Raw genomic sequence first — 22,481 nt, forward strand, 5'->3', positions numbered from 1 at the left:
GCAGCGGCCCCAGCTATTCGGGAATGCCGGCCTTCGCCATCATGCTGTAATAGGCGTCGTAGATGCCCGGCTTGGTGATACTGATCCGCGACCGCATCCTGCGGAACAGCGAGACGCTGAAATCCGGCTCCCGGCTCATGTGCTGCTGCGCCAGTTCCCGCGCGCGCTCGGCATTGCCCATCGCCATCTCGGCGACGATCTCGTTCAGGCGGAAGATCGAGACCGAGTTATGGAAAGCCCTGACCCGGTCGACGCAATCGCGCAGCGCCGGCCAGTTGTGCTCGGCAATATGGGCAAGACTGATGCCCAGGTGCACGCGATACCCCAACGGATCAGCCGGGTTTAGCCGCAACGCTTCCTCGGCATGGGCCAGCGCGGTTGGCGCATCCCCCATCAGGCCATGCACGATGCAACTCGATCCCCAGGCCGAAACGCAGTTCGGGCAGGCCTCGATTGCCTGTGCGATCAGCGACCGGCCGTATTCATGGTCGCGCGACAGGAAGGCGAGGATATAGCCGGCGTAGGCCTGTGCCTCGATATCGGGATCGGCCGCAGCCAGCGTCTCGCGTGCCATCCGGACAGCAAAGTCGAAGCGTTCCTCGGTCGGCCGCGTGTCGGGATCCCAGAGCAGGGTTCGGATCCAGCCCCGCAGCGCTTTCGCCAGAGGATAGTCCGACGCCATTTCCAGCGCCCGCGTCAGATGGTCGTCCGCCGATCTGAAGTCGAACTTGTAGATTGCCGACTGCGCACGCATGAAATGCTCGTAGGCGTCAAGGCTGTCGGGCCGGCCGAGCGCCGCCCGCCCAATCTCCGACTGACGGATCGCCGGCGCGATTGCCCCGACAACCGCTTCGGTGATCCTGTCCTGTAGGTCGAACACATCTTCGATCACACCGTCATAGCGGTTCGCCCAGACGTGCGCGCCGGTCTCTGCGTCGATCAATTGGCCGGTGACGCGCAGACGGTTACCCGCCTTGCGGATCGATCCTTCCAGCACGTAGCGTACCCCAAGCTCGCGCCCGACGCGGCGAATGTCGACCGACAACCCCTTGTAGGCGAACGAGGAGTTCCGGGCGATCACGAAGATCCACGGCACCCGCGACAACCCCGTGATGATATCCTCGGTGATCCCGTCCGCTAAGAAATCCTGCTCGGCATCTGAGGACAGGTTGTCGAAAGCAAGTACCGCAACCGAGGGTTTCCGGGGATGCACCGGCGCACTCACACTCACCGACATGGTCGCGATACGCAGCGCAAAAGCCCGCACTGGCCGCGTGATGTTCTTCAGCTCTTGCGGGCCGAGATCACGAAAGGCAAGATCGACCTTCCCGGCGATATCCTCGTGCACCCGGCCCGAGATGACCACGCCACCCGGCTCCGCGATGCTCTCCAGCCGGGCGGCGATATTGACGCCATCGCCGAGGATGTCGTCGCCATCCACCACGACGTCGCCGACATGAACGCCCATCCTGAACCGCAGCTCGGGGCTATCTCCGCGAGCGGCATTCCTCTCGGCAAGGTGCTTCTGCATCGTCTCGGCGCAGGCTACCGCGTCGACCACAGAGCGGAACTCGGCAAGGAAGCCGTCCCCCATTGTCTTGACGATCCGGCCGCCGTTCAGGTTGATGATCGGCTCGAGCGCGCTCATGTGCCCCTTGAGCGCGCGCAGCGTACCCTGCTCGTCCGCGCCGGCAAGGGCGCTGTAGCCTGCAACGTCGGCGGCAAGAATGGCGGCAAGGCGTCGGTCCATTCGGGATGACCTCGAAAGGGTTCGGCTTCACTCCATCTGAAAACCAAGAATGCCGTAGTGCAAGATTTTTGCGAGCATCGAGATCCGCGCCCGTATGCACGACACAAACAACGCCCAGCCAAAATCAGGCGTTGCACGCCCCCTGGAACGCGATGCGATAGAAACGGTCGGCCATTTCCTCGGGCCCTGCCCCCGAAGGCAACCGCCATTCCAGCGTCCAGTTCAGCATTCCGATGATGGCAAAGCGCAGTGTCAGCAGGTCCACGTCCGCCGCGATATCGCCGGCCGCCTGCGCCGCTTCCAGCAACCCCGCCCAGACCGCGTCATAACTGCGCCGGGTCCGTCGCAGGCGTCGCCGCATGTCGTCTGGCACATGCGAGAAGCAGCGGATATGGGCCGAGGCATAGTCGCTGCGGTCATGCAGCGTGCGCAGGTGCACCTCCATCGCCACCCGAACCCGGTCAAGCGGCGCCGCATCGAACATCGCGTCGAGCGCCTTCTGCACCGCGCTTTCGACCCGGTTCACCCCTTCGGTGAGGATCTCCTCGACCAGCGCGTCCTTGCTCTCGAAATGGTAATAGAGTGATCCCGCCTTCATATCGCAGGCCTGGGCAATGTCGCGCAGCGAGGTCGTGCCATAGCCCTGCCTGACCAGCAGGCTCGCCGTCCGATCCAGGATCATGCGGCGTGAGACGTCCCTCAGCTTCTCGTCCGCGCGACGGATGGCAGGCATCTCCGGTCCTCCTTTGACCTGTCCCGTGCATAGGACGAACCGACCGCCCGGAGCAAGAGTACCCACCGGATGCGACCGTGATTCGAGCGCTCTCCGCTCGTCTGCACGAAAAGTAAAATTGCGACTGTTAGATTTTTCTGCACCGCGGAGACGCGCAATAACCAACGATTTCCAAAAGTTACCGAAGAGCCTCGCTGCGTGACCGCATGGTCACATTTGTGATTGACTGGAAATGAGGCGAAAAATTATAACAGTCGTTAGATAGAAAATGAGGCACGCCACGTGTGGAACGACGCCATCCCCGACCGGACCGCGCAGCAGGCGATGAAGCGCAAGGCGATCCTGCGCGCCGCGGCGATGGTCTTCACCCGTCAGGGCAGCCACGGCGCCACGCTCGAAGATGTCGCCATCAGCCTCGGCGTCTCCAAGGCGGCGCTCTACCGTTACGTGTTGAACAAGAACGAGTTGGTGCTCGCCTGCCAGGAAGAGGCCCTCGACATTGCCGACAAGGCGCTGACCCAGGGCGAAAAGGAAGGCCTCAACGCCCTCGACAAGATCCGCATAGGGCTGACCAACTACCTCATCGAGATGATTGCCGAACTCGGCGTCCCGGCGCTGATCCTCGAGGACAACGCCCTGCACGGCGCCGAGGCCGAACAGACCTATGAAAAGCGCGACGCCTACGAGATGCGAATGCGCCGGCTGGTGCGCGATGGGATCGCCGACGGCTCCATCGTCGCCACCGAGCCGAAGATCGCCGTCTTCATGCTGCTGGGATCGATCCACTGGGTCTCCAAGTGGTACCGCCCCGAAGGCAACTGGACTCCCGAGATGGTGGCACACGCCATCGTCGAAATCGCCACCCGCGCGCTAGATGCGCGTCCGGCCCCCACCCTCACCACCCGACTGGAAGACATCGCCCGGCCCGCGCAGGCGCCGCTTTCATACCTGAAGGAAGACCATGCACTTTGATCTGACCCCCGAGCAGAAAGAGCTCCAGCAGACCATTCACGCCTTCGCCCAGGCCGAAATCGCACCGCGGGCCGAGGAACTCGATCGCAAGGGCCAGTTCCCGGTCGAGCTGTTCCAGCGCGTTGGCGAGATGGGGGTCATGTCGATCCCCTTCCCCGAGGAACTCGGCGGCATGGGCCTCGGCGTTTTCGAGGCCGTGCTGGCTATCGAGGAACTCGCCCGCGCCGACCAATCCATCGCCGTCTCCACGATGGTCTCGATGGCGACCGGCCTCACCGTCGCCCGCTTTGGCACCGAGGAACAGAAGCAGAAGTGGCTGCCCGAGATCATTTCGGGGCAGAAGATCTGTTCCATCGCGGGCACCGAACCCGATGCCGGCTCGGACACCGGCGGCTTTACCACCCGCGCGACGCAACTGGGCAACGGGCAATGGTCGCTGAGCGGCGAAAAGGCCTTCATCACCAATGCCGGCACGCCGATCTCGCTGTTCACGCTGATCCTGGCGATTTCCTCGCCGAAGGAGGAGGAACGCAAGAAGTTCACCCTCTTCCTCACGCCGAACGACGCGCCCGGTTACACCCGCGGCTCCGGCTACAACAAGATGGGCTGGAAAAGCACCGACACCCGCCAGCTCTACCTCGACGACTGCCAGCTGGGCGAAGACGCGGTGGTCGGCACGCTGCACGGCGGACGGCACCTGCTGCACAAGGGCTACCAGGCCGCGCGGCTCTGGCTCTCGGCCTGTTCGCTGGGCCTGGCGCAGGCCAGCCTCGACCATGCCATCGCCTATGCCAAGGAACGCCAAGCCTTCGGCGCGCCGCTGGGCAACCGGCAGCTGATCCAGCAGTTGATCGCCCAGATGGCGCTGAAGGTCGATACCGCGCGCCTTCTCACCTATCGCGCCGCCTGGCAGGTCGACCAGGGAATCGACGACCTGGGCGCGCTGTCGATGGCCAAGCTGGGCGCCACCGAGATCGGCACCGAGGTCGCCAACATGGCGGTCCAGGTCCACGGCGGCTGGGGCTTCATGGATGACTGCCCGCCCTCGCGTTACCTGCGCGACAACCGCATTTGCACCATTGGCGACGGGTCGAGTCAGATCCAGACCATGCTGATCGCACGGGCCTGCGGGCTCGATGTCGACTTCACCTGACGCGCCACCAAAAGCGCAAGGGACAAGACGGGAGGAATGAATGGCCGCACCTGGCGGAGCCATAATGGAGGCACGCGCCCTCGGGCTGCGGTTTGGCGCCGTCGAGGCGCTGAAGGATGTCTCGATCCGCATCGAGGCCGGCAGCGTTCACGCCCTGATCGGGCCGAACGGCGCAGGCAAGTCGAGCCTGCTGAACTGCCTGTCGGGCTTCTACCATCCCTGGACCGGGGCGGTTCTTTTCGAGGGGCGCGACATCTCGGCCACCCGCCCGCCGGAACGTGCCCGCCTCGGCATCGCGCGCACCTTCCAGGGCATTCAGACCTACCCCTCAATGACCGCGCGCGAGAACATCCTGACCGGTTTCCACGCTCAGATGAAAGGCGGCGTCTTCTCGGGCCTGTTCCGCCCCCGCTCCGCGATCCGGCAGGAGGAGGAATTCGCCACCCGCGCCGAGGAGATCATCGACTTTCTCGAACTCGAACAGGACCGGCACCGCACCGTGGGCGACATGTCCTACGGCCTGCGCAAGCGGGTCGACCTGGGCCGCGCGCTGGCGCTCGCCCCCAAGATCCTGGTGATGGACGAACCCATGGCCGGCATGAGCCCCGAGGAAAAGGGCGATCTTGCGCGCTTCATCCTGGATATCCGTGATCACTTCGGCATCCCCGTGGTGCTGGTCGAACATGACATGGACGTGGTGATGGACATCTCCGACCGGGTGAGCGTGCTGGAATTCGGCCATGTCATCGCAGAGGGCACCCCGACCGAAGTGCGCAGCGACGCTCGGGTCATCGCAGCCTATCTCGGCGGCGCGCCCGAGGCGGAGGCAGCCGCATGAGCCGCCGCCTGACCGCCCGCCCCGTCGCCCTGGCCCGCACCGCCAAGGGCCGCACCCTGCCGCAGATGCTGCGCGACAACGCGCGCGACATGGCCGATACCGTCGCTATCCGCTCCAAGCGGGCGGGCCTCTGGCGCGCCATCACCTGGGCCGCGCTCGACACCCGCGTCCGCCGCACCGCCGCAGGCCTCGCCGCGCTCGGGCTGGGACCGGGCCAGACACTCTGCCTGATCTCCGAGAACCGCGAAGAGGCCTGGATCACAGAGATGGCGGCCATCAGCCTCGGCGCGGTCGCGGTCAGCGTCTATCCCGACGCCTCGGCCGGCGAACTGGCCTATGTGCTGGACCATTCCCGCGCGGTCATGGTGCTGACTGAGGACCAGGAGCAGGTCGACAAGTTGCTCGCCGCACCCGCGGCCGCGCCCGGCGTCCGCAAGATCCTTTTCGTCGAACCGCAGGGCCTCTGGCACTATGCCGATCCGCGCCTTGTCGACCTCGCCAGGGTTCCCAGTGACGACGGCCTGGACGAGATCGCCGCCCGGATCGAGGCCGGCAGGCAGTCTGACATCGCGGTCTATTGCTATACCTCCGGCACCACCGGAAAGCCGAAGGCGGCGATGCTGGACCATGCCTTCATCCTCGATAACGCCTATCGCCTGATGGGTGCGCTCGGGATCGAGCCGTGCGGGCGCTATCTGTCGTATATCTCACCCGCCTGGGCGGCCGAGCAGTTCTTCGGCTTCGGCCTGCCGCTGCTTGCGCCCCTGGTCGTGCATTTCGCGGAAAAGCCCGAAACGGTGCAGGCCGACCTGCGCGAAATCGGGCCGGATTTCCTGATGTTCACGCCCCGCCAGTGGGAGATGCAGGCCTCTGACGTCGAGGCCCGCATGATGGACGCCGCCCCCTGGCGGCAACGGCTCTACCACTGGGGCCTCGCGCGCGGGCATGACCGCGCGGCGGGGCGCGGCGGCATCTGGCAAAGAGCCGTGACCTGGCCGCTGGCCGACCAGCTTGTCCTCAAGGGCGTGCGCGACCTGCTCGGCCTGACCCGCGCCAAGGCGGTACTCTCCGGCGGTTCGGGCCTCTCGGCCGAGCTCTTCGCCCGCTACCGCGCCTTCGGCGTGCCTCTGGGCAACCTCTACGGCAGTTCGGAACTCGGCCTTGTCGCCACCCACCGCAAGGGCGACATGGACCCGGAAACCATGGGCGAGCTGATGCCCTCGGACCCAACCCTCGCGCCCCCGATCGAAGCCTGGGTGGACGAAACCGGGCAGCTGCGCCTCAAGGGCCTGGCCTTCTCGGGCTACCTCGACAACCCGCAGGCCTCGGCCGAGATGGGCGACGGCACCCAGGGCTACGAGACCGGCGATGCCGTCCGCCTCGACGACAGCGGCGCGCTGATCTTCCTCGACCGGGCCAAGGATCTCCGCCGCCTCTCGACCGGCGCGGTCTACCCGCCGCAATTCCTCGAAAACCACCTGCGGGCGCACGCGATGGTGCGCGATGCCATCGTGATCGGCGATGCGGCACGCGACCGGGTCGTCGCGCTGGTCAATATCGACATGGAGATCGCCGGCCGCTTTGCCGAACGTCACGGCCTTGCCTTCGGCACCTTCTCGGAACTCAGCCAGCTGCCCCCGGTCCGCGCCGAGATCGCCCGCGCGGTCGCGGCGGTGAATGCCCGCGTCGACCCCGGCGCCAGAATCGCGGGCTTTGCCAACCTGCCCAAGGAACTGGACGCCGACGAGGAAGAGCTGACCCGATCACGCAAGCTGCGGCGCGGCGCGATCGAGGCAAAATACGCGGCCCTGATCGACGGGCTCTACTGCGGCGCCGACAGCGTGCCGCTCGACATCGACGTGACCTACCAGGACGGCCGCAAGAGCCGCCTCTCGGCAAGGGTCGCCATGAACCGCACCGGGGAGGCCGCGGCATGATAAACCTGATCCAGATCCTGATCGAAGGCGCGCTGGTGGGCCTGGTCTACGGCCTCGTCGCTATTTCCTTCGTGGTGATCTACCGTGCCTCGAAAATCATCAACCTTGCCCAGGGCGAGGTGGTGGTGGTCGGCGCCTTCCTGCTCTGGACCTTTACCGCAGGGGCCGCCGCCGCCGGTTATCCGATCCCACTGGCGCTCGGGCTGCTGCTGACCTTCGCGGGCTGCGTCGCCTTCGGCTGGACGGTCGAGCGCACCATCTTCCGCCCGCTGATCGGCCAGTCGGCCTTCACCATCTTCATGGCCGGGGTCGCGCTGCTGATTCTGCTGCGCGGTCTGACCCAGCTGATCTGGGGCGCGCAGTCGCGCTCGATGCCGGTGATCCTGCCCGAGGGGGCGCTCCAGCTCGGCCCCTTCCTGCTGAACACCCGCCTGCTGATCGGCGCGGTCTTCACCGTGGTTCTGACGATTGCCCTGCACGCCTTCTTCACCCGTTCCCGCCTGGGGCTGCGGCTTGCGGCGGTGGCCGAGGACCATACCACCGCGCATTCGCTGGGCGTCTCGGTCCGTCAGGCCATCGCGGTGGCCTGGATCCTGGGCACCATGGTCGCCACGGCGGCGGCGGTGGTGCTGCTCTCGGGCTCGATCCTCTCGCTCGAAGTCGCCGTCATCGGCTTCAAGGCCCTGCCCGTGGCCTTGCTCGGCGGGTTGGAGAGCATCCGCGGCGCGCCGCTTGCCGGCCTCATCATCGGCATCTTCGAGGCGCTGGCCTCGGCCTATCTCGACCCGCTCACCAACGGCGCCGCCTCGGGCCTGCTGCCCTATGCCGCCATGATCGCCGTCCTCCTCATCCGCCCCTACGGCCTGTTCGGCTGGCGCAGAATCGAAAGGCTCTGATCGATGCGACCCACCGGAATATGGCATGCCTCCTACGCCACCGAGGCGCGTGTGCTGGAAACTGTCCGCTCGCGGCTCTGGCTCTCGCTGTTCGGCGCCGTCCTGCTCGGCCTGCCGCTTATGGCCAGCCCCTGGATGCTCGGAGAGCTGACCAACCTCTTCATCACGCTGATCGCGGTCTGCGGCCTCTATGTCACCGTGGGCATGGCCGGGCAGATCAACATCGCGCAATCGGCCTTTGTCGGCGTCGGCGCCTTCACCGCGGCGAAGCTGTCGAACATGGGCGCGCCGGTCTGGGCGGTGATCCCCGCGGCGGCGCTTATCACCGGGGCCGTCTCGGTGCTCTTTGCCCTGCCGGCGGCGCGGGTGAAGGGCTTTTACCTCGCCCTCACGACACTGGCCGCCCAGGTGATGTTCCCCATCGTCATCCTGGCCCTGCCAATGTCCTGGCTCGGCGGGCTGGTGGGTATGCCAGTCATGCCGCCGGTCCTGTTCGGGCTGAACCTCGGCACGCCCTCGGGCCTCTATTTCCTTGGCCTCGCCTTCGCGGCGCTGGCAGTCTGGACCACCTACAACCTGCCCCGCTCGCGCATCGGCCGCGCCTTCCGCACCGTGCATGACAACGACAGCGCGGCCGGCGTCATGGGCATCCCCGTCACCCGCATCAAGATCGAGGCCTTCTTCGCCGGTGCCCTCTATGCCGGCGTGGCCGGCGCGATCCTGGCCTACATGCTCCAGTTCGTCACGGTGTCGAGCTTCACGCTCTTCGCCTCGGTCTGGTACCTCGGAATGCTGATCGTCGGCGGGCTGCATTCGCCGCTGGGCCCGATCCTCGGCGTAGTCTTCGTGACGCTGGTGCAGGAGGGGCTGCACACCGCCGGCAACGCCATCCTGCAATCGGGCTCGGGCCTCGGCGGCGGCGCGGTCTTCGCGGCCAGCTCGTTGGTGCTCGGCCTCTGCATCCTCGCCGCGCTGATCTTCGAGCCGCGCGGCCTCGCCCATATCTGGCACCAGTTGATGACAGCTTTCCGGCTCTGGCCGTTCCCGCGGAACTGACCCGGATCAACCGGCGGTCGGGGAGGCCGCCACACAGGGAGGAAGACAAATGAAACTCAAGACCCTACTCGCAGCCGGCGTGGCGGCGCTCGCCCTTGCCGCTCCGTCGCTCGCCAAGGACTACACGATCACCGCCAGCGCCGACTACTCCGGCCCCTTCGCCGACGTCATGCCCGACGCCATGGCCGGCCTGAACGCCATCGTCGACTACTGGAACAAGGAAGTCGGCGAAGGGCTCGGCACCCATGTGAACCTCAAGATCTACGACATGCGCTATGACAGCGCGGTGATCGCGCGGACCTGGCCGTCAATCCTCACCTCGGACCAGCCGATCATGCACCTCGGTTTCGGCTCGCCCGACCTCGTCACGCTGATGGGCCGCCTGCCGCAGGACAAGGTGCCGATGCTCCTCGGCACCGCCATGGTCGGCCTGGTTTGGAAGCCCGATGGCTGGCACTTCTCGATCCGCCCCACCTACAGCCATGAATTCGCTGGCCTCTTCAGCCACCTCGAAGCCGGCAAGGACGGCCCGCTGAAAATCGCCGCGATCTCGACCCAGAACCAGGCGGGGTTCGTCGATCAGGTGAACGGCGTCAAGGCGCTCGCCACCCAGGATCCGGACCATTACACCGTGACCTCCACGCAATGGGCCGAAACCGCCCCCGTCTCGCTGACCGCGCAGGTGCGCGCCGCGCTGGCAGACCAGCCCGACGTCCTGCTGATCGGTGGCACCACGGCGCAGGTAATCGCTGCAGCCAAGGCGATGGACGAACTGGGCCAGCGCGTGCCAATCGTGATGTCGACGCACAACGGCCTCGCCGAGGTCTCCAAGGGCATCCCGCTGGCCGATCTCGAAGGCTCCTACTCCGCCTTCAGCTTTGCCGCGCCCGAGAAGGCCGAGCTGCCGATCCGCGACATCTTCGAGGCCAACAAGACCGAGGGCAAATGGGGCACCATCACCGCCCAGGCCAGCGCCCAGGCGATCCTGGCCTTGCGGGTGCTGGAAAAGGCTATCGCCGATATCGGGGCTGACAACGTGAACGGCCAGGCGATGTATGACGCGCTGCTGGCCCACGAATACACCGAGGCAGAGCTGCTGGGCGCGCTGCCGACCCTCGACTACGACAACTCCGCCCCCTTCCCCATCGGCAACCTCAAGGCAACGGCAGAGGTGGTGAAGGACGGCAAGATCACCACTGTGCAGTCGGAATGGTTCGACGTGCCCCAGATCAACAAGTGGTGACCTGCACATGCTGACCCTCGCCAATATCGATGTCGTCTATGGCGGCGTGATCCAGGTTCTGCGATCCGCGAACCTGGAGGTCCGCGAGGGGCAGATGGTGGTACTTCTCGGCGCCAATGGCGCCGGGAAGACGACGACGCTCAAGGCGATCTCGGGCCTGCTGCACTCCGACCACGGCGCGGTGACGGCGGGGCGGATCACCCTGGCCGGGCAGGACATCACCCATGCCGATCCCGCCGATATCGTGAAGGCCGGGATGGTACAGGTGCTCGAAGGGCGCCGGGTGCTCGAACACTTGACCGTGCATCAGAACCTGATGGTCGGCGCCCACCTGCGCAGCGACCGGGCGGCGGTGAAGGCAGATCTTGAGAAGGTCTACAACTACTTCCCCGCCCTGCCGAAGCTGCTCGACCGCACCGCCGGCTACCTCTCGGGCGGCGAGATGCAGATGGTCCTGATCGGCCGCGCGCTGATGGCCCGGCCCCGCCTGCTGATCCTGGACGAGCCCTCGATGGGCCTCGCTCCGATCCTGACCCAGCAGCTGTTCCAGACCATCAGCCGGATCAAGCGCGAGGAAGGACTGACCGTGCTGCTGGTCGAACAGAACGCCCGCTCCGCCATCGCGCAATGCGACTACGGCTATATCATGGAGGGCGGCCGCATCGTCCTGCATGGCAGCCGCGAAAGCCTGGAAGGCAACCAGGACGTGCAGGAATTCTACCTCGGCATGGGCGCCGCGAACGACCGCACCAGCTATCGCGAGGTGAAACACTACCGCCGACGCAAGCGGTGGCTGGGATGAGCCGACCGGAGACCCCGATGACAATTTCACCACCACGGAGGCCCGAATGGCCCTGATCGGAACGCCGGTGGAAACCACCGCCGAAACCCGCGCACGCGCCGAGGCCTATGACGCCCTGATCGGCGAGCTGCGCAGCCGCCTCGACTGGTCCCGCGCAGGCGGCGGCGAGCGGATGATGGCGCGCCACCGCGACCGCAAGAAGATCCCGGTGCGCGACCGTATCGACCTGCTGATCGATCCTGGCACAGCCTTCCTCGAACTGACGCCGCTTGCCGGCTGGGGTCTCTACGACGGCAGCCTCGCCGCCGCCGGCATCGTCACCGGCATCGGCACCGTCCGCGGCACCGCCTGCATGATCATCGCCAACGACGCCACGGTGAAGGGCGGCTCGTTCCACCGCGAGACCGTCAAGAAGCATATCCGCGCGCAGGAGATCGCGGCCCAGAACCGCCTGCCCTGCCTCTACCTCGTCGACTGCGGCGGCGCGAACCTCAACCAGATGGAAGAGGTCTTCTACGACGAGAACCACTTCGGCGGCACCTTCCACCGCCAGTGCCAGATGTCGGCGAAGGGGATCCCGCAACTGGCCGCGGTCTTCGGCGAATGCACCGCCGGCGGGGCCTATATCCCGGCGCTCTGCGACGAGTTCATCATGGTCGAGGGCCAGGCCTCGATCCACCTCGGCGGGCCGCAGATCGTGCGCGCCGCGATCTCCGAGGTGGTCGACCGCCACGAACTTGGCGGCGCGGTGCTGCACACGCGGCAGTCGGGTGTCTCGGACCACATCGTGCCCGACGAATACGCCGCCCTCGGCCGGCTGCGCGACATGGTGGCCAGCCTCAACTATGCCCAGCCCCTCGCCGCTGGCCGCGCCCTGACCGAAGCCCCCCGCTTCGACGCCGCCGAGATCCCCGCCATCGTCGGAACCGACCTCTCGCGCCCCTTCGACCAGCGCGAGGTTATCGCCCGTATCGTCGATGGCAGCGCCTTTCACGAATTCAAGCCCGAATGGGGCGAAACCATCGTCTGCGGCACCGCCCGGATCGAGGGCTTTGCCGTCGGCATCATAGCCAACAACGGCGTCCTCTTCGCCGAAGCCTGCCTGAAGGCCGCCCACTTCATCGAACTCTGCGACCAGCGCGGCACCCCGATCCTGTTCCTGCAGAACACCACCGGCTTCATGGTCGGGCGCGATGCCGAACTGGGCGGCATCTCCAAGCACTCGGCCAAGCTGGTCTATGCCATGGCCAATACCCGCGTGCCGCGCCTGACCGTGGTGACCGGCAGCTCCTACGGCGCGGGCAACTACGGCATGTCGGGCCGCGGTTTCCGGCCGCACTTCATGTTCATGTGGCCCAACGCGCGGCTTGGCGGCATGAACCCCGACGTCGGCTCCTCGGTGCTGATGGACCTGCGCCGCGCCTCGATCTCGCGCGACGAGGCGAGCGAGGCGGAACTGGCCGCGCACGAGGCCCGCCTGCGCCGGATGTTCGAGGAAAAGTCGGATCCCTACTTCTGCACCGCGCGGCTCTTCGACGACGGCATCATCGACCCGCGCGACACCCGCCGCGTGCTGGGCCTGTGCCTGAACGTCGTGAACCTGCGCCCCGAGGTCCGCGGCCAGCGCCCCGTCTACCGGATGTGATGACATGAGTGATTTCCTGACCGCCCCCCGCCCGATCCGCCGGGTGCTGATCGCCAACCGGGGCGAGATTGCCTGCCGGATCATCGCCACCTGCCACCGCCTCGGCCTGACCGCCATCGCGGTCCATTCCGAGGCCGATGCCAGCGCCCGACACGTGCGGCTGGCCGACGAGGCCGTCGCCATCGGGCCCGCACCCGCCGCCGAGAGCTATCTCTCGATCGAACGCATACTCGCCGCCGCCCGCGCCAGTGGGGCCGATGCGATCCACCCAGGCTACGGCTTCCTTTCCGAGAACCCCCGTTTTGTCAGCGCGATTGAAGCGGCGGGCCTGATCTACGTAGGCCCCGACGCCGAGGCGGTTTCGGCGATGGGCTCCAAGATCGCCGCCCGCCACATCGCCGAGACCGCGGGCGTGCCCGTCGTGCCCGGCTTCGACGGCGAAGGGGCGGATGACGCCACCCTCGACCGCGCGGCCGAAACGATCGGCTACCCTGTCCTGGTCAAGGCCAGCGCCGGCGGCGGCGGGCGTGGGATGCGCCGCGTGATGCGCCCCGAGGATCTCTCCGCCGCGCTCGCCTCGGCGCGGGCCGAGGCCGCCTCGGCCTTTGGGGATGCCACCGTCTTCCTTGAAAAACTGATCCAGAACCCCCGCCACATCGAGGTGCAGGTCTTCGGCGACGGCAAGGGCGGCGCGCTTCATTTCCACGAACGCGACTGCTCGGTCCAGCGCAACCACCAGAAGGTGATCGAGGAGGCCCCCGCCCCGAACCTGCCCGACGCCGTGCGGCAGGCACTCTTCTCCCACGCCCTCAGCCTCACCTCGGCGATCCGCTACGCCGGGGCGGGCACCGTCGAATTCGTCATGGCGGCGGGCGACACCCATCCCTACTTCCTCGAAATGAACACCCGCCTGCAGGTCGAGCACCCGGTGACCGAGATGATCTGCGGCGTCGACCTCGTCGAATGGCAGCTCCGCCAGGCCGCCGGCCTGCCGCTGCCGCTGACCCAGGACCAGATCCGCCCGCGCGGCCATGCCATCGAGCTGCGCCTGAACGCCGAGCGCCCCGAAACCGGCTTCCTGCCCGACACCGGCACGATCACCCGGCTCGCCTCCGGCCCCGGCCTGCGATTCGACACCGGGGTTGAAACCGGCGACGCGGTCTCCAGCCACTACGACTCGATGATCGCCAAGCTGATCGCCCATGGTGCCGACCGCGAAGCCGCGCTCGACCGCCTCTGCAAGGGCATCGACGGCACCCAGGTTGCGGGCGTCGGCACCAACCTCGGCCTGCTGCGCGACTGCCTGACCACCCCCGCCTTTGCCGAGGGCAAGGCAACCACCGGCTTCCTTGAGGCCACCTTCCCCGAGGGTTGGCGCCCCGACCCCGACACGCTCCTGCGCCTGCGCGGCAGCATCGCCCGCGCGGCCATCACCGGGGCCGACGACCCGCTCACCCGCACCGACAGCTTCCGCATCGGCGCCGCCACCGCGCCGGGCCGCGCCCTGCTCCAGGTCGTTGACGACTACGGCGCCGCTGAGATCGCCCTGACCTTCGGCCCCGCGCCCGAAGTCTCGGACGGCGGGCGCCGCCTGGAAATCGACCCGGCCCTGACCGTGTTCAAGGACGGCAACCGCCACACCGCCACCCTGCGCGGCCTCTCGGTCAGCGCCGAGGTCCGCCCGCTGGCCGAGGCCCGCCTCGACGACCGCCGCGACACCCAGGCCGAGGGCATCATCGCCGCGCCGCTGACCGGGCTGGTCACCGAGATCCGCGTCGCCACCGGCGACCGCGTCACCAAGGGCGACACCCTCGCGGTGATGGAGGCAATGAAACTGGTCCACGCCCTGCCCGCCCCCTTCGCCGCGCGGGTTGCGCGCATCGCCGTGACCGCCGGACAGACGGTCGCCCAGAAAACAATCCTGATCGAACTGGAAGAGGAGAGCGCCTGATGGCCGGACTTTGGTACGAGGATTTCGAGGAGGGCATGGTCTTTGACCATGAATGGACGCGTACCATCACCGAAACCGACAACCGCTGGTTCTCGCTGCTGACGATGAACACCCAGCCGGTGCATATCGACGCCCATGCCGCCGCCCGTTCGGTCTGGAAACGCCCGCTGGTCAACTCGCTCTTCACGCTCGGCTGCATGGTCGGCATGACGGTGAACGACACGACCTTCGGCACGACCATCGCCAACCTTGGCATGGAGGCGGTAAAGTTCCCCCATCCGCTGTTCGAGGGGGACACGATCAAGATGAAGACCACCGTCCTGGCAAAGCGCGAAAGCCGGTCACGCCCCGGCGAAGGCATCGTGACCCTGCGCCATGACTGCTACAATCAGGACGGCGTGCTATGCGGCACCTGCGAACGTGCCGCGCTGATGATGAAGCGGCCCGCCGATGCCTGATCTCTCGGGACAACGCATCCTCGTCATCGGCGGCACCGCCGGCATCGGCTATGCCTGCGCCGCCCGGATGCAAGATGCCGGCGCAACGGTCACCCTCGCCGGCCGCAACCGGGCACGGGGCGAAGCCGCGGCAGCGAAGCTCGGCGCCGGGCTGGTCATCGGCGACGCATCGGAACCCGCCCAGGCCGCACGGATGGTGGCCGAGGCCGCCGAGGCGATGGGCGGCCTCGATGTGCTGCTCTCCGGCGCGGGGGGCGATCCCATGCCGCGCCTGCTCAAGAATATCCCCATCGAAGAGCTGATGGGCGACATCACCCGGTCGCTCGCGCCCGTCATCCTGCCCGCGCGCGCGGCCTATGACCTGATGGCCGCCAAGGGCGCGGGCTGCATCCTGATGATCGCCTCCGACGCCGGCAAGCTTGCCACCCCCGGCGAAGCCGCCATCGGCGCGGCCATGGCCGGCATCGCCATGTTCGCCCGCGGCATGGCCACAGAGGGCAAACGCAATGGCATCCGGGTGAATTGCCTCACCCCCTCGATCGTCCGCGGCACACCGCTCTACGACAAGCTGATGACCGACCCCTTTGCGGGCAAGCTCTTCGGCAAGGCCGAGGCGATGGCGCAACTCGGTGTCGCCGAACCCGACGACCTGGCCCATCTCGCCACCTTCCTCGCAAGCCCCGCCGCCCGCCGGATCACCGGCCAGACCATCTCGGTCACCGGCGGCATTTCGGCAATCTGACCGGAGTATAACGTGTCCACCCATTCCCCCTTCGACAGCGCCACCCAAAGCCCGGTCTTCTTCGACGAAAGCCTGCGGATGCTGCGCGACCAGATCCGCCGATTTGTCGAGACCGAGATCAAACCCCACGCCGACGCCTGGGAGGCCGAAGGCGCCACGCCGCGCGCCCTCCTGCGCAAGATTGGCGACCTAGGCTTCTTTGGCATCCGCTACCCCGAGGCGCTTGGCGGCTCGGACCTCGACCAGCGCGCCACGGTGATCTGGGCCGAGGAACTGGGCCGGTCGACCTATTCCGGCGTTGCCATCACCGCGCTGGTACATACCGACATGGCCTCGGTTCATATCTACAACGCCGGCAACGACGCCCAGCGCGCCGAATGGATCCCCCGCTGCATCAGCGGCGAGGCGATCTCGGCCGTGGCCGTCACCGAACCCGGCGCCGGATCGGACGTGAAGGGCATTGCCACCCGCGCCCGCCGCGACGGCGACCATTACATCCTGAACGGCGCCAAGATGTTCATCACCAACGGCGTGCTTGCCGATGTCTACTGCGTCGCCGCCAAGACCGACCCCGAGGCGCGCCCCTCGCAATCCGTCACCATGTTCCTGGTCGAAAAAGGCACGCCCGGCTTCACCGTCTCGCGCGCGCTCGACAAGCATGGCTGGCGCTCGTCCGACACCGCCGAGCTGCGCTTCGACAATGCCCGCATCCCCGCCGCGAACATACTGGGGCGCGAAGGCGGCGGCTTTTACGAGATCATGAAGAACTTCCAGAACGAGCGCCTCGTCCTCGGCGCCATGTGCATGGGCGAATGCCAGGCCGCGCTGGAGCTGACGGTCGCCTACCTGCGCGACCGCAAGGCTTTCGGCGCGCCCCTCTGGGACAAACAGGCCATCCGCCAGCGCCTCGCCATGCTCTCGGCGCGGGTCGAAAGCTGCCGCCAGTTCATCTACGCCACCGCCGCCCGCGCGGCGGCGGGCGAAGAGGTGGTGCGCGAGGTCTCGATGATCAAGGCGCTTGCGGGCGAACTGGTGAACGAGGTCATGTATGACTGCGTGCAGTTCCATGGCGGCATGGGCTTCATGCGCGAAAGCACCATCGAACGCATGGCCCGCGACGCCCGCGTGCAAAGCATCGGTGGCGGCGCGACCGAGGTGATGCTCGAAGAAGTCGCCAAGAGGATGTGACCATGATCCCGCGTTCCTGGCTTTTCGTGCCCGGCAGCTCCGCCCGGATGATGCAGAAGGCGCTCGGCTCGGGGGCCGACGCGCTGATCCTCGACCTAGAGGATGCCGTCGCCCCCGTCGACAAGGCGGCCGCGCGCGAGACCGTCGCCGCCTTCCTCGACACTGCGCCAGCGATCCCCTGCTACATTCGGGTCAACGCCCTCTCGACCGGCATGACCGAAACCGACGTCGCGGCGGTGCGTGGCAAGGTGACAGGTTTCGTCCTGCCGAAATGCGAAGGCGCCCGCGACCTCGACGCCCTCGCCGCCCTGACCGGCGGCGCCCCGGTGCTGGCCATCGCCACCGAAACCGTCCGCGCCGTGCGCGCGCTCCAGTCCGAGGACTGGTCGCACCCCACCCTGCTGGGCCTCGCCTGGGGGGCCGAAGACCTGGCCGCCGACCTCGGCGCCACGGCCAATCGCGGGGCGGACGGCACGTATCTCTCGCCCTTCCTCTTCGCCCGGGATGCCATGCTCTACGCCGCCAAGGCTGCCGGGGTGACGGCCATCGACGCGGTCCGCACCGACATTCACGATGCCGAGGGGCTGCTGGCCGAGGCCCGCGCCGCCGAACAGGTCGGCTTCGAGGGCAAGATGGCAATCCACCCGGCCCAGATCGCGCCGATCCACTCCGCCTTCACCCCGACGCCCGACCGGATCGACTGGGCGCGCCGGGTGCTGGCCGCGCTCCAGACCGCCGGTGGCGGCGCGGCGCAGCTCGACGGCCAGATGCTCGACAACCCGCACCGGATCCAGGCCGAAAAGATCCTCTCGCGCGGGGGAGCAACCGCAGGACAGTAGTGCGCCCTTTGCGGCCTCAGCCCTGATCGATGCGCCGCCCGGCACCGTCGAAAAGGTGCAGATCGCCGCCGGCGAAACCCAGCGCCGCCTCCGTCTCGAGCGGTCTGCCTGCCGGCACGTTCACTACCACTGGCTGCCCCTGCACGTCGAAATACCCGAGCCGGTGCGAACCGAGTTCCTCGACATTCACCAGCCGCGCCGGGATGCCCGAGGTATCCCCCGCTGCGGCAATGGCGAGATCCTCGGCGCGAATGCCGACCGTTTCCACCTGCCACTCAAGGCCCTTTGGAATACTGCCCCCCGCCAGGCGCAGCACCTCTCCCGCCGTCGGACCCGACAGCAGGTTCATCGCCGGCGATCCAATGAACTGCGCCACGAAGGTCGACGCCGGACGGCCATAAACCTCCAGCGGCGTCCCCAGTTGCTCGATCCGCCCGTCGCGCAGGACGATCAGGCGGTCGGCCATGGTCATCGCCTCCAGCTGGTCATGGGTGACATAGATCGACGTCGTTCCCAGTCGCCGTTGCAGCGCCCGGATCTCGCCGCGCATGGTCACCCGCAGCTTGGCGTCGAGGTTGGACAGCGGCTCGTCGAACAGGAAGGCCGCCGGATCGCGGACAATCGCCCGCCCCATCGCAACCCGCTGACGCTGGCCGCCGGACAGCGCCTTGGGCTTGCGTTCGAGATATGGCCCGATCTCGAGGATGCGCGCCGCCTCGTCGACACGGCGGGCAATCTCGTCACGCGGCATCCGGCGGTTCTTCAACCCGTAGGACAGGTTCTGTCGCACGGTCATATGCGGGTAGAGCGCATAGTTCTGGAACACCATGGCGATGTCGCGCTCGGCCGGCTCGAGATGGTTGACCACCCGCTCGCCGATGCGAACGGTGCCCTCGGTGATCTCCTCAAGCCCCGCAACCATGCGCAGCAGGGTGGACTTGCCGCAGCCCGAGGGCCCCACCAGCACCACGAACTCGCCGTCCTTTATGTCCACGCTCACGCCGGTGACGGCGGACACGCCACCTGCATAGGTCTTGCCCAAGTTCTCGATCGTTATCGCGGCCATTTACTTCTCCGTCTCCACGAGACCCTTCACGAAGAGCCTCTGCATGGCGATCACGACCACCACGGGCGGCAGCAGCGCCAGCACCGATGTCGCCATGATGAAATTCCAAAGCGGTTCGCTGTCGACCACGTCCGCCATCCGCTTGATGCCGGCGACGATGGTGTAATACCCGGAATCCGTCGTCACCAGGATCGGCCAGATGTACTGGTTCCAGCCATAGATGAAGAGGATCACGAAGAGCGCCGCCACATTGGTCCGCGACATCGGCAAGAGCACGTCCCAGAAGAACTTGAGCGGCCCCGCCCCGTCGATCCGGGCGGCTTCCATCAGCTCCTCGGGGATGGTCAGGAAGACCTGCCGGAACAGGAATGTCGCCGTGGCAGATGCGATCAGCGGCACCGTCAGCCCGACATAGCTGTTCAGCATTCCAAGCTCCGAGACCACCTTGAAGGTCGGCACGATCCGCACCTCGACCGGCAGCATCAGGGTCAGGAAGATGACCCAGAACGCGGCCTGGCGGAACGGAAAGCGAAAATAGACGATGGCGAAAGCCGACAGGATCGAGATCACGATCTTCCCCACTGCGATCGACAGCGCCATGATCAGGCTGTTGCCCAGCATCGTCGAGATCGGCACCGACATCTGCGCCGAGGTCCCGCCCTTCAGCACGTCCGTATAGCTCGGCACCAGATTGTCGCCCGGCAGCAGCGGGATCAGCCCGGATACGAAGGCCGAGGGCTCATGGGTCGAGGCGACAAAGGCGATGTAGACCGGAAAGGCGACGATCAGCACGCCCAGGATCAGCGTCAGATGTGCCAGCACGTCGAGCCAGCGATGATTTTCGACCATGACGCCCTCTCAGTAGGTCACGCGCCGCTCGACAAAGCGGAACTGCACGATAGTAAGGGCAATCACGATCCCCATCAGCACGACGGATTGCGCCGCGGAGGAGCCCAGGTTCAGGCCGATGAAGCCGTCGCGATAAACCTTGTAGACCAGGATCATGGTCGCCTGCGCCGGGCCACCCTCGGTGGTGGCATCGATCACCGCGAAGGTGTCGAACATCGTGTAGACGACGTTGACCACCAGCAGGAAAAAGGTCGTAGGCGACAGCAGCGGCAGGGTGATCGTGAAGAACCGCTTCACCGGCCCCGCCCCGTCGATCGCCGCCGCCTCGCGCATCGAGGCCGGGATCGATTGCAGACCCGCGACGAAGAAAAGGAAGTTGTAGCTGATCTGCTTCCATGCAGCAGCCACGACCACCAGCACCATCGCATCCGACTTGTCCAGCGCGTGGTTCCAGTCATAGCCCAGCGCCGCCAGCACGTAGGGCAGCACACCTATGGTCGGGTTGAAGATGAACCACCACAGCACCCCGGCAATCGCCGGCGCAACGGCATAGGGCCAGACCAGCAGCGCGGTATAGATGCGCGCCGACCGGATCATCCGGTCGAGCGACAGGGCCAGCAGCAGCGAGGTCACCAGCGCCAGGGCCGCGGTCGAAACCGAGAATACCAGCGTGACATGCAGCGAATTCAGATACTCGGGTGTGTTGAACAACTGCCTGTAGTTGGCGAGGCCGACAAAGCTGGTCTTCAACCCGAAGGCGTCCTCCCGCAGGAACGATTGCCGCACGGCTTGCGCCGCCGGCCAGATGAAGAAAACCAGCGTCACGGCCAGCTGCGGAAACAGCAGCAGGTAGGGCAGCCCGCGGTTCTTGAAGATGGTGCGTTTCGTCTGCATTCTCTGGCGTCGCAAAAAACGTAGGGTGGGCAAGGCTGCCCACCCTATTGGGACTGTTCCGGGCTCAGCCGTTCGCGGCTTCGAACTCGCGGATCAGTTCGTTGCCGCGCTTGACCAGGCTGTCCAGCGCGCCCTGCGCGTCGACTTCACCCGACAGCAGCCGCTGGAACTCCTCGTCGATGATCGCGCGGATCTGGACGTAGTTGCCAAAACGCAGGCCTTTCGAATTCGGCGTCGGCGCATTCAGCGTGACCTGTTTGATGGCGATGTCCGAACCGGGGTTCTGCTCGTAGTAGCCCTGCGACTTGCCCAGTTCATAGGCGGCCGCGGTGATCGGCAGGTAGCCCGAGAACTGGTGCCAGTCGGCCTGCACTTCCGGCGAGGAGAGGTAGCTGAAGAAATCGGCCACGCCCTTGTAGTCCTCGGCCGGCTTGCCCTGCAGCACCCAGAGAGTCGCGCCACCGATGATCGAGTTCTGCGGCGCGCCCTGCACGTCCTCGTAATAGGGCAGCATGCCGAAGCCGACGCTGAAGTCCTTGGCATTGGCCATGACACCCGCGCGGCTCGCCGAGGAGTTCATGTACATCGCGCATTCCTGGGCGTAGAACTTCGGCGCGCTGTCGGCACCGCCGCCAGGTCCGCCATACTGGAACACGCCGTTCTTCTGCCACTTGGCCAGGTTCTCCCAGTGCTTCGCCTGCACGGGACCGTTGACGGTCAGCTCGGTCTCGAGACCGCCGAAACCGTTCTCCAGCGTGCCGATCGGCTGGTTGTGCCAGGCCGAGAGGTTTTCGAGCTGCACCCAGCTGATCCAGCCGGTGGTGAAACCGCACTTGGCCGCGCCCGTCTCCATGATCTTGGCCGAGAAGGCCTCGACGTCGCCCCAGGTCTTCGGTGCGGTTTCCGGGTCGAGCCCGGCTTTGGCGAAGACATCCTTGTTGTAGTAGAGGATCGGCGTCGACGAGTTGAAGGGCATCGACAGCATGTTGCCGTCGGTATCGGTGTAATAGCCCACCACGGCCGGCAGGAAGCCCTTCGGATCGAAGGGTTCCTTCATGTCCGCCATCAGCTGGTAGACCGGGTAGATCGCCCCTTCGGCAGCCATCATCGTGCCTGTGCCGACTTCGAAAACCTGAACGATATCAGGCTGCTCGCCCGCGCGGAACGCGGCGATGGCGGCGGTCATGGTCTCGGCGTAGTTGCCCTTGTAGGTCGGGACAACCTTGTAGTCCGACTGGCTGGCGTTGTAGCCGGCCACGATCTCCTCGAGCTTGGCGCCAAGCTCGCCGCCCATGGCGTGCCACCACTGAATTTCGGTCTGAGCCTGCGCGGCGCCGAAGGAAGCGGCGAAGGCGAGCATGGAAAACGAAAGCGTTCTGAACATCAGATCCCCCTGGATTTCGATGTCACGCTCATGGAGGGCGCGTGTAACGCCTGTGTGGCAGTTCCCTTTCAGTTTCATGAAGACA

General features: G+C 66.5%; 20 protein-coding genes. 14 read left to right on the plus strand and 6 right to left on the minus strand.

Annotation, left to right across the window (positions count from 1 at the left end):
• Positions 1 to 13: 13 nt before the first annotated feature.
• Together IE266_RS17390 and IE266_RS17395 are read right to left on the minus strand one after the other, a co-directional pair.
• Entirely contained in the window at positions 14 to 1,750 is a 1,737-nt protein-coding gene (locus IE266_RS17390) for an adenylate/guanylate cyclase domain-containing protein (protein WP_189681384.1), read from the minus strand.
• A 124-nt stretch (positions 1,751 to 1,874) separates the two neighbouring features.
• Complete coding sequence (locus tag IE266_RS17395) at positions 1,875 to 2,483, minus strand: TetR/AcrR family transcriptional regulator (RefSeq protein ID WP_189681385.1); 609 nt, start codon at positions 2,481 to 2,483, stop codon at positions 1,875 to 1,877.
• A 282-nt stretch (positions 2,484 to 2,765) separates the two neighbouring features.
• On the opposite strand from IE266_RS17395, the gene IE266_RS17400 reads away from it, so the two are divergent.
• From IE266_RS17400 to IE266_RS17465, 14 genes are read left to right on the plus strand one after another with little or no spacing between them, the layout of a single operon-like run.
• Positions 2,766 to 3,455 (plus strand): TetR/AcrR family transcriptional regulator, encoded by a 690-nt coding sequence (locus IE266_RS17400; RefSeq protein ID WP_189681386.1) that lies wholly within the window; start codon positions 2,766 to 2,768, stop codon positions 3,453 to 3,455.
• Positions 3,445 to 4,608: an acyl-CoA dehydrogenase family protein gene (locus tag IE266_RS17405; protein WP_189681387.1), complete on the plus strand. Its 1,164-nt coding sequence runs from the start codon at positions 3,445 to 3,447 to the stop codon at positions 4,606 to 4,608. Before IE266_RS17400 ends, IE266_RS17405 begins: the two co-directional genes overlap by 11 nt.
• A 40-nt stretch (positions 4,609 to 4,648) precedes the next feature.
• Positions 4,649 to 5,446 (plus strand): ABC transporter ATP-binding protein, encoded by a 798-nt coding sequence (locus IE266_RS17410; protein ID WP_189681388.1) that lies wholly within the window; start codon positions 4,649 to 4,651, stop codon positions 5,444 to 5,446.
• Positions 5,443 to 7,383: an AMP-dependent synthetase/ligase gene (locus IE266_RS17415; RefSeq protein ID WP_189681389.1), complete on the plus strand. Its 1,941-nt coding sequence runs from the start codon at positions 5,443 to 5,445 to the stop codon at positions 7,381 to 7,383. The genes IE266_RS17410 and IE266_RS17415 overlap by 4 nt, the downstream gene beginning before the upstream one ends.
• A complete protein-coding gene (locus tag IE266_RS17420) occupies positions 7,380 to 8,279 on the plus strand; it encodes a branched-chain amino acid ABC transporter permease (protein ID WP_189681390.1) in 900 nt (299 codons plus the stop codon). The genes IE266_RS17415 and IE266_RS17420 overlap by 4 nt, the downstream gene beginning before the upstream one ends.
• 3 nt (positions 8,280 to 8,282) lie before the next feature.
• Positions 8,283 to 9,335 (plus strand): branched-chain amino acid ABC transporter permease, encoded by a 1,053-nt coding sequence (locus IE266_RS17425; RefSeq protein WP_189681391.1) that lies wholly within the window; start codon positions 8,283 to 8,285, stop codon positions 9,333 to 9,335.
• Between the two features lie 49 nt (positions 9,336 to 9,384).
• Complete coding sequence (locus tag IE266_RS17430; RefSeq protein WP_189681392.1) at positions 9,385 to 10,578, plus strand: ABC transporter substrate-binding protein; 1,194 nt, start codon at positions 9,385 to 9,387, stop codon at positions 10,576 to 10,578.
• Between the two features lie 7 nt (positions 10,579 to 10,585).
• Positions 10,586 to 11,380 (plus strand): ABC transporter ATP-binding protein, encoded by a 795-nt coding sequence (locus tag IE266_RS17435; protein ID WP_189681393.1) that lies wholly within the window; start codon positions 10,586 to 10,588, stop codon positions 11,378 to 11,380.
• 46 nt (positions 11,381 to 11,426) lie between these two features.
• Positions 11,427 to 13,025 (plus strand): acyl-CoA carboxylase subunit beta, encoded by a 1,599-nt coding sequence (locus IE266_RS17440; RefSeq protein ID WP_189681394.1) that lies wholly within the window; start codon positions 11,427 to 11,429, stop codon positions 13,023 to 13,025.
• A 4-nt stretch (positions 13,026 to 13,029) separates the two neighbouring features.
• The gene (locus tag IE266_RS17445) at positions 13,030 to 14,976 is read left to right on the plus strand and encodes an ATP-binding protein (protein WP_189681395.1); all 1,947 of its coding nucleotides are present in this window, start codon (positions 13,030 to 13,032) and stop codon (positions 14,974 to 14,976) included.
• The gene (locus IE266_RS17450) at positions 14,976 to 15,434 is read left to right on the plus strand and encodes a MaoC family dehydratase (RefSeq protein WP_189681396.1); all 459 of its coding nucleotides are present in this window, start codon (positions 14,976 to 14,978) and stop codon (positions 15,432 to 15,434) included. The genes IE266_RS17445 and IE266_RS17450 overlap by 1 nt, the downstream gene beginning before the upstream one ends.
• Positions 15,427 to 16,176: an SDR family NAD(P)-dependent oxidoreductase gene (locus IE266_RS17455; RefSeq protein ID WP_189681397.1), complete on the plus strand. Its 750-nt coding sequence runs from the start codon at positions 15,427 to 15,429 to the stop codon at positions 16,174 to 16,176. Before IE266_RS17450 ends, IE266_RS17455 begins: the two co-directional genes overlap by 8 nt.
• Before the next feature lie 12 nt (positions 16,177 to 16,188).
• Complete coding sequence (locus IE266_RS17460) at positions 16,189 to 17,364, plus strand: acyl-CoA dehydrogenase family protein (protein ID WP_229864235.1); 1,176 nt, start codon at positions 16,189 to 16,191, stop codon at positions 17,362 to 17,364.
• Between the two features lie 2 nt (positions 17,365 to 17,366).
• Positions 17,367 to 18,203, plus strand: a complete 837-nt coding sequence (locus tag IE266_RS17465) for an HpcH/HpaI aldolase/citrate lyase family protein (protein ID WP_189681398.1) — start codon at positions 17,367 to 17,369, stop codon at positions 18,201 to 18,203.
• Positions 18,204 to 18,219: 16 nt separating this feature from the next.
• Here the strand turns inward: IE266_RS17465 and IE266_RS17470 are convergent, their stop codons facing one another.
• The 4 genes from IE266_RS17470 to ugpB all read right to left on the minus strand — a co-directional run bounded on the left by IE266_RS17470 (position 18,220) and on the right by ugpB (position 22,396).
• Positions 18,220 to 19,269 carry an ABC transporter ATP-binding protein gene (locus IE266_RS17470; RefSeq protein WP_189681399.1) on the minus strand — a complete coding sequence of 350 codons (1,050 nt, stop codon included), beginning with the start codon at positions 19,267 to 19,269 and terminating at the stop codon, positions 18,220 to 18,222.
• The gene (ugpE, locus tag IE266_RS17475; protein ID WP_189681400.1) at positions 19,270 to 20,118 is read right to left on the minus strand and encodes a sn-glycerol-3-phosphate ABC transporter permease UgpE; all 849 of its coding nucleotides are present in this window, start codon (positions 20,116 to 20,118) and stop codon (positions 19,270 to 19,272) included. It abuts the gene before it with no gap.
• A 9-nt stretch (positions 20,119 to 20,127) separates the two neighbouring features.
• Positions 20,128 to 21,012 carry a sn-glycerol-3-phosphate ABC transporter permease UgpA gene (gene ugpA / locus IE266_RS17480; protein ID WP_189681401.1) on the minus strand — a complete coding sequence of 295 codons (885 nt, stop codon included), beginning with the start codon at positions 21,010 to 21,012 and terminating at the stop codon, positions 20,128 to 20,130.
• A 64-nt stretch (positions 21,013 to 21,076) separates the two neighbouring features.
• Positions 21,077 to 22,396, minus strand: a complete 1,320-nt coding sequence (ugpB, locus tag IE266_RS17485; protein WP_189681402.1) for a sn-glycerol-3-phosphate ABC transporter substrate-binding protein UgpB — start codon at positions 22,394 to 22,396, stop codon at positions 21,077 to 21,079.
• Positions 22,397 to 22,481: the final 85 nt, after the last annotated feature.

This window comes from Seohaeicola zhoushanensis (genome assembly GCF_014656415.1).
Lineage (GTDB): Bacteria > Pseudomonadota > Alphaproteobacteria > Rhodobacterales > Rhodobacteraceae > Seohaeicola_A > Seohaeicola_A zhoushanensis.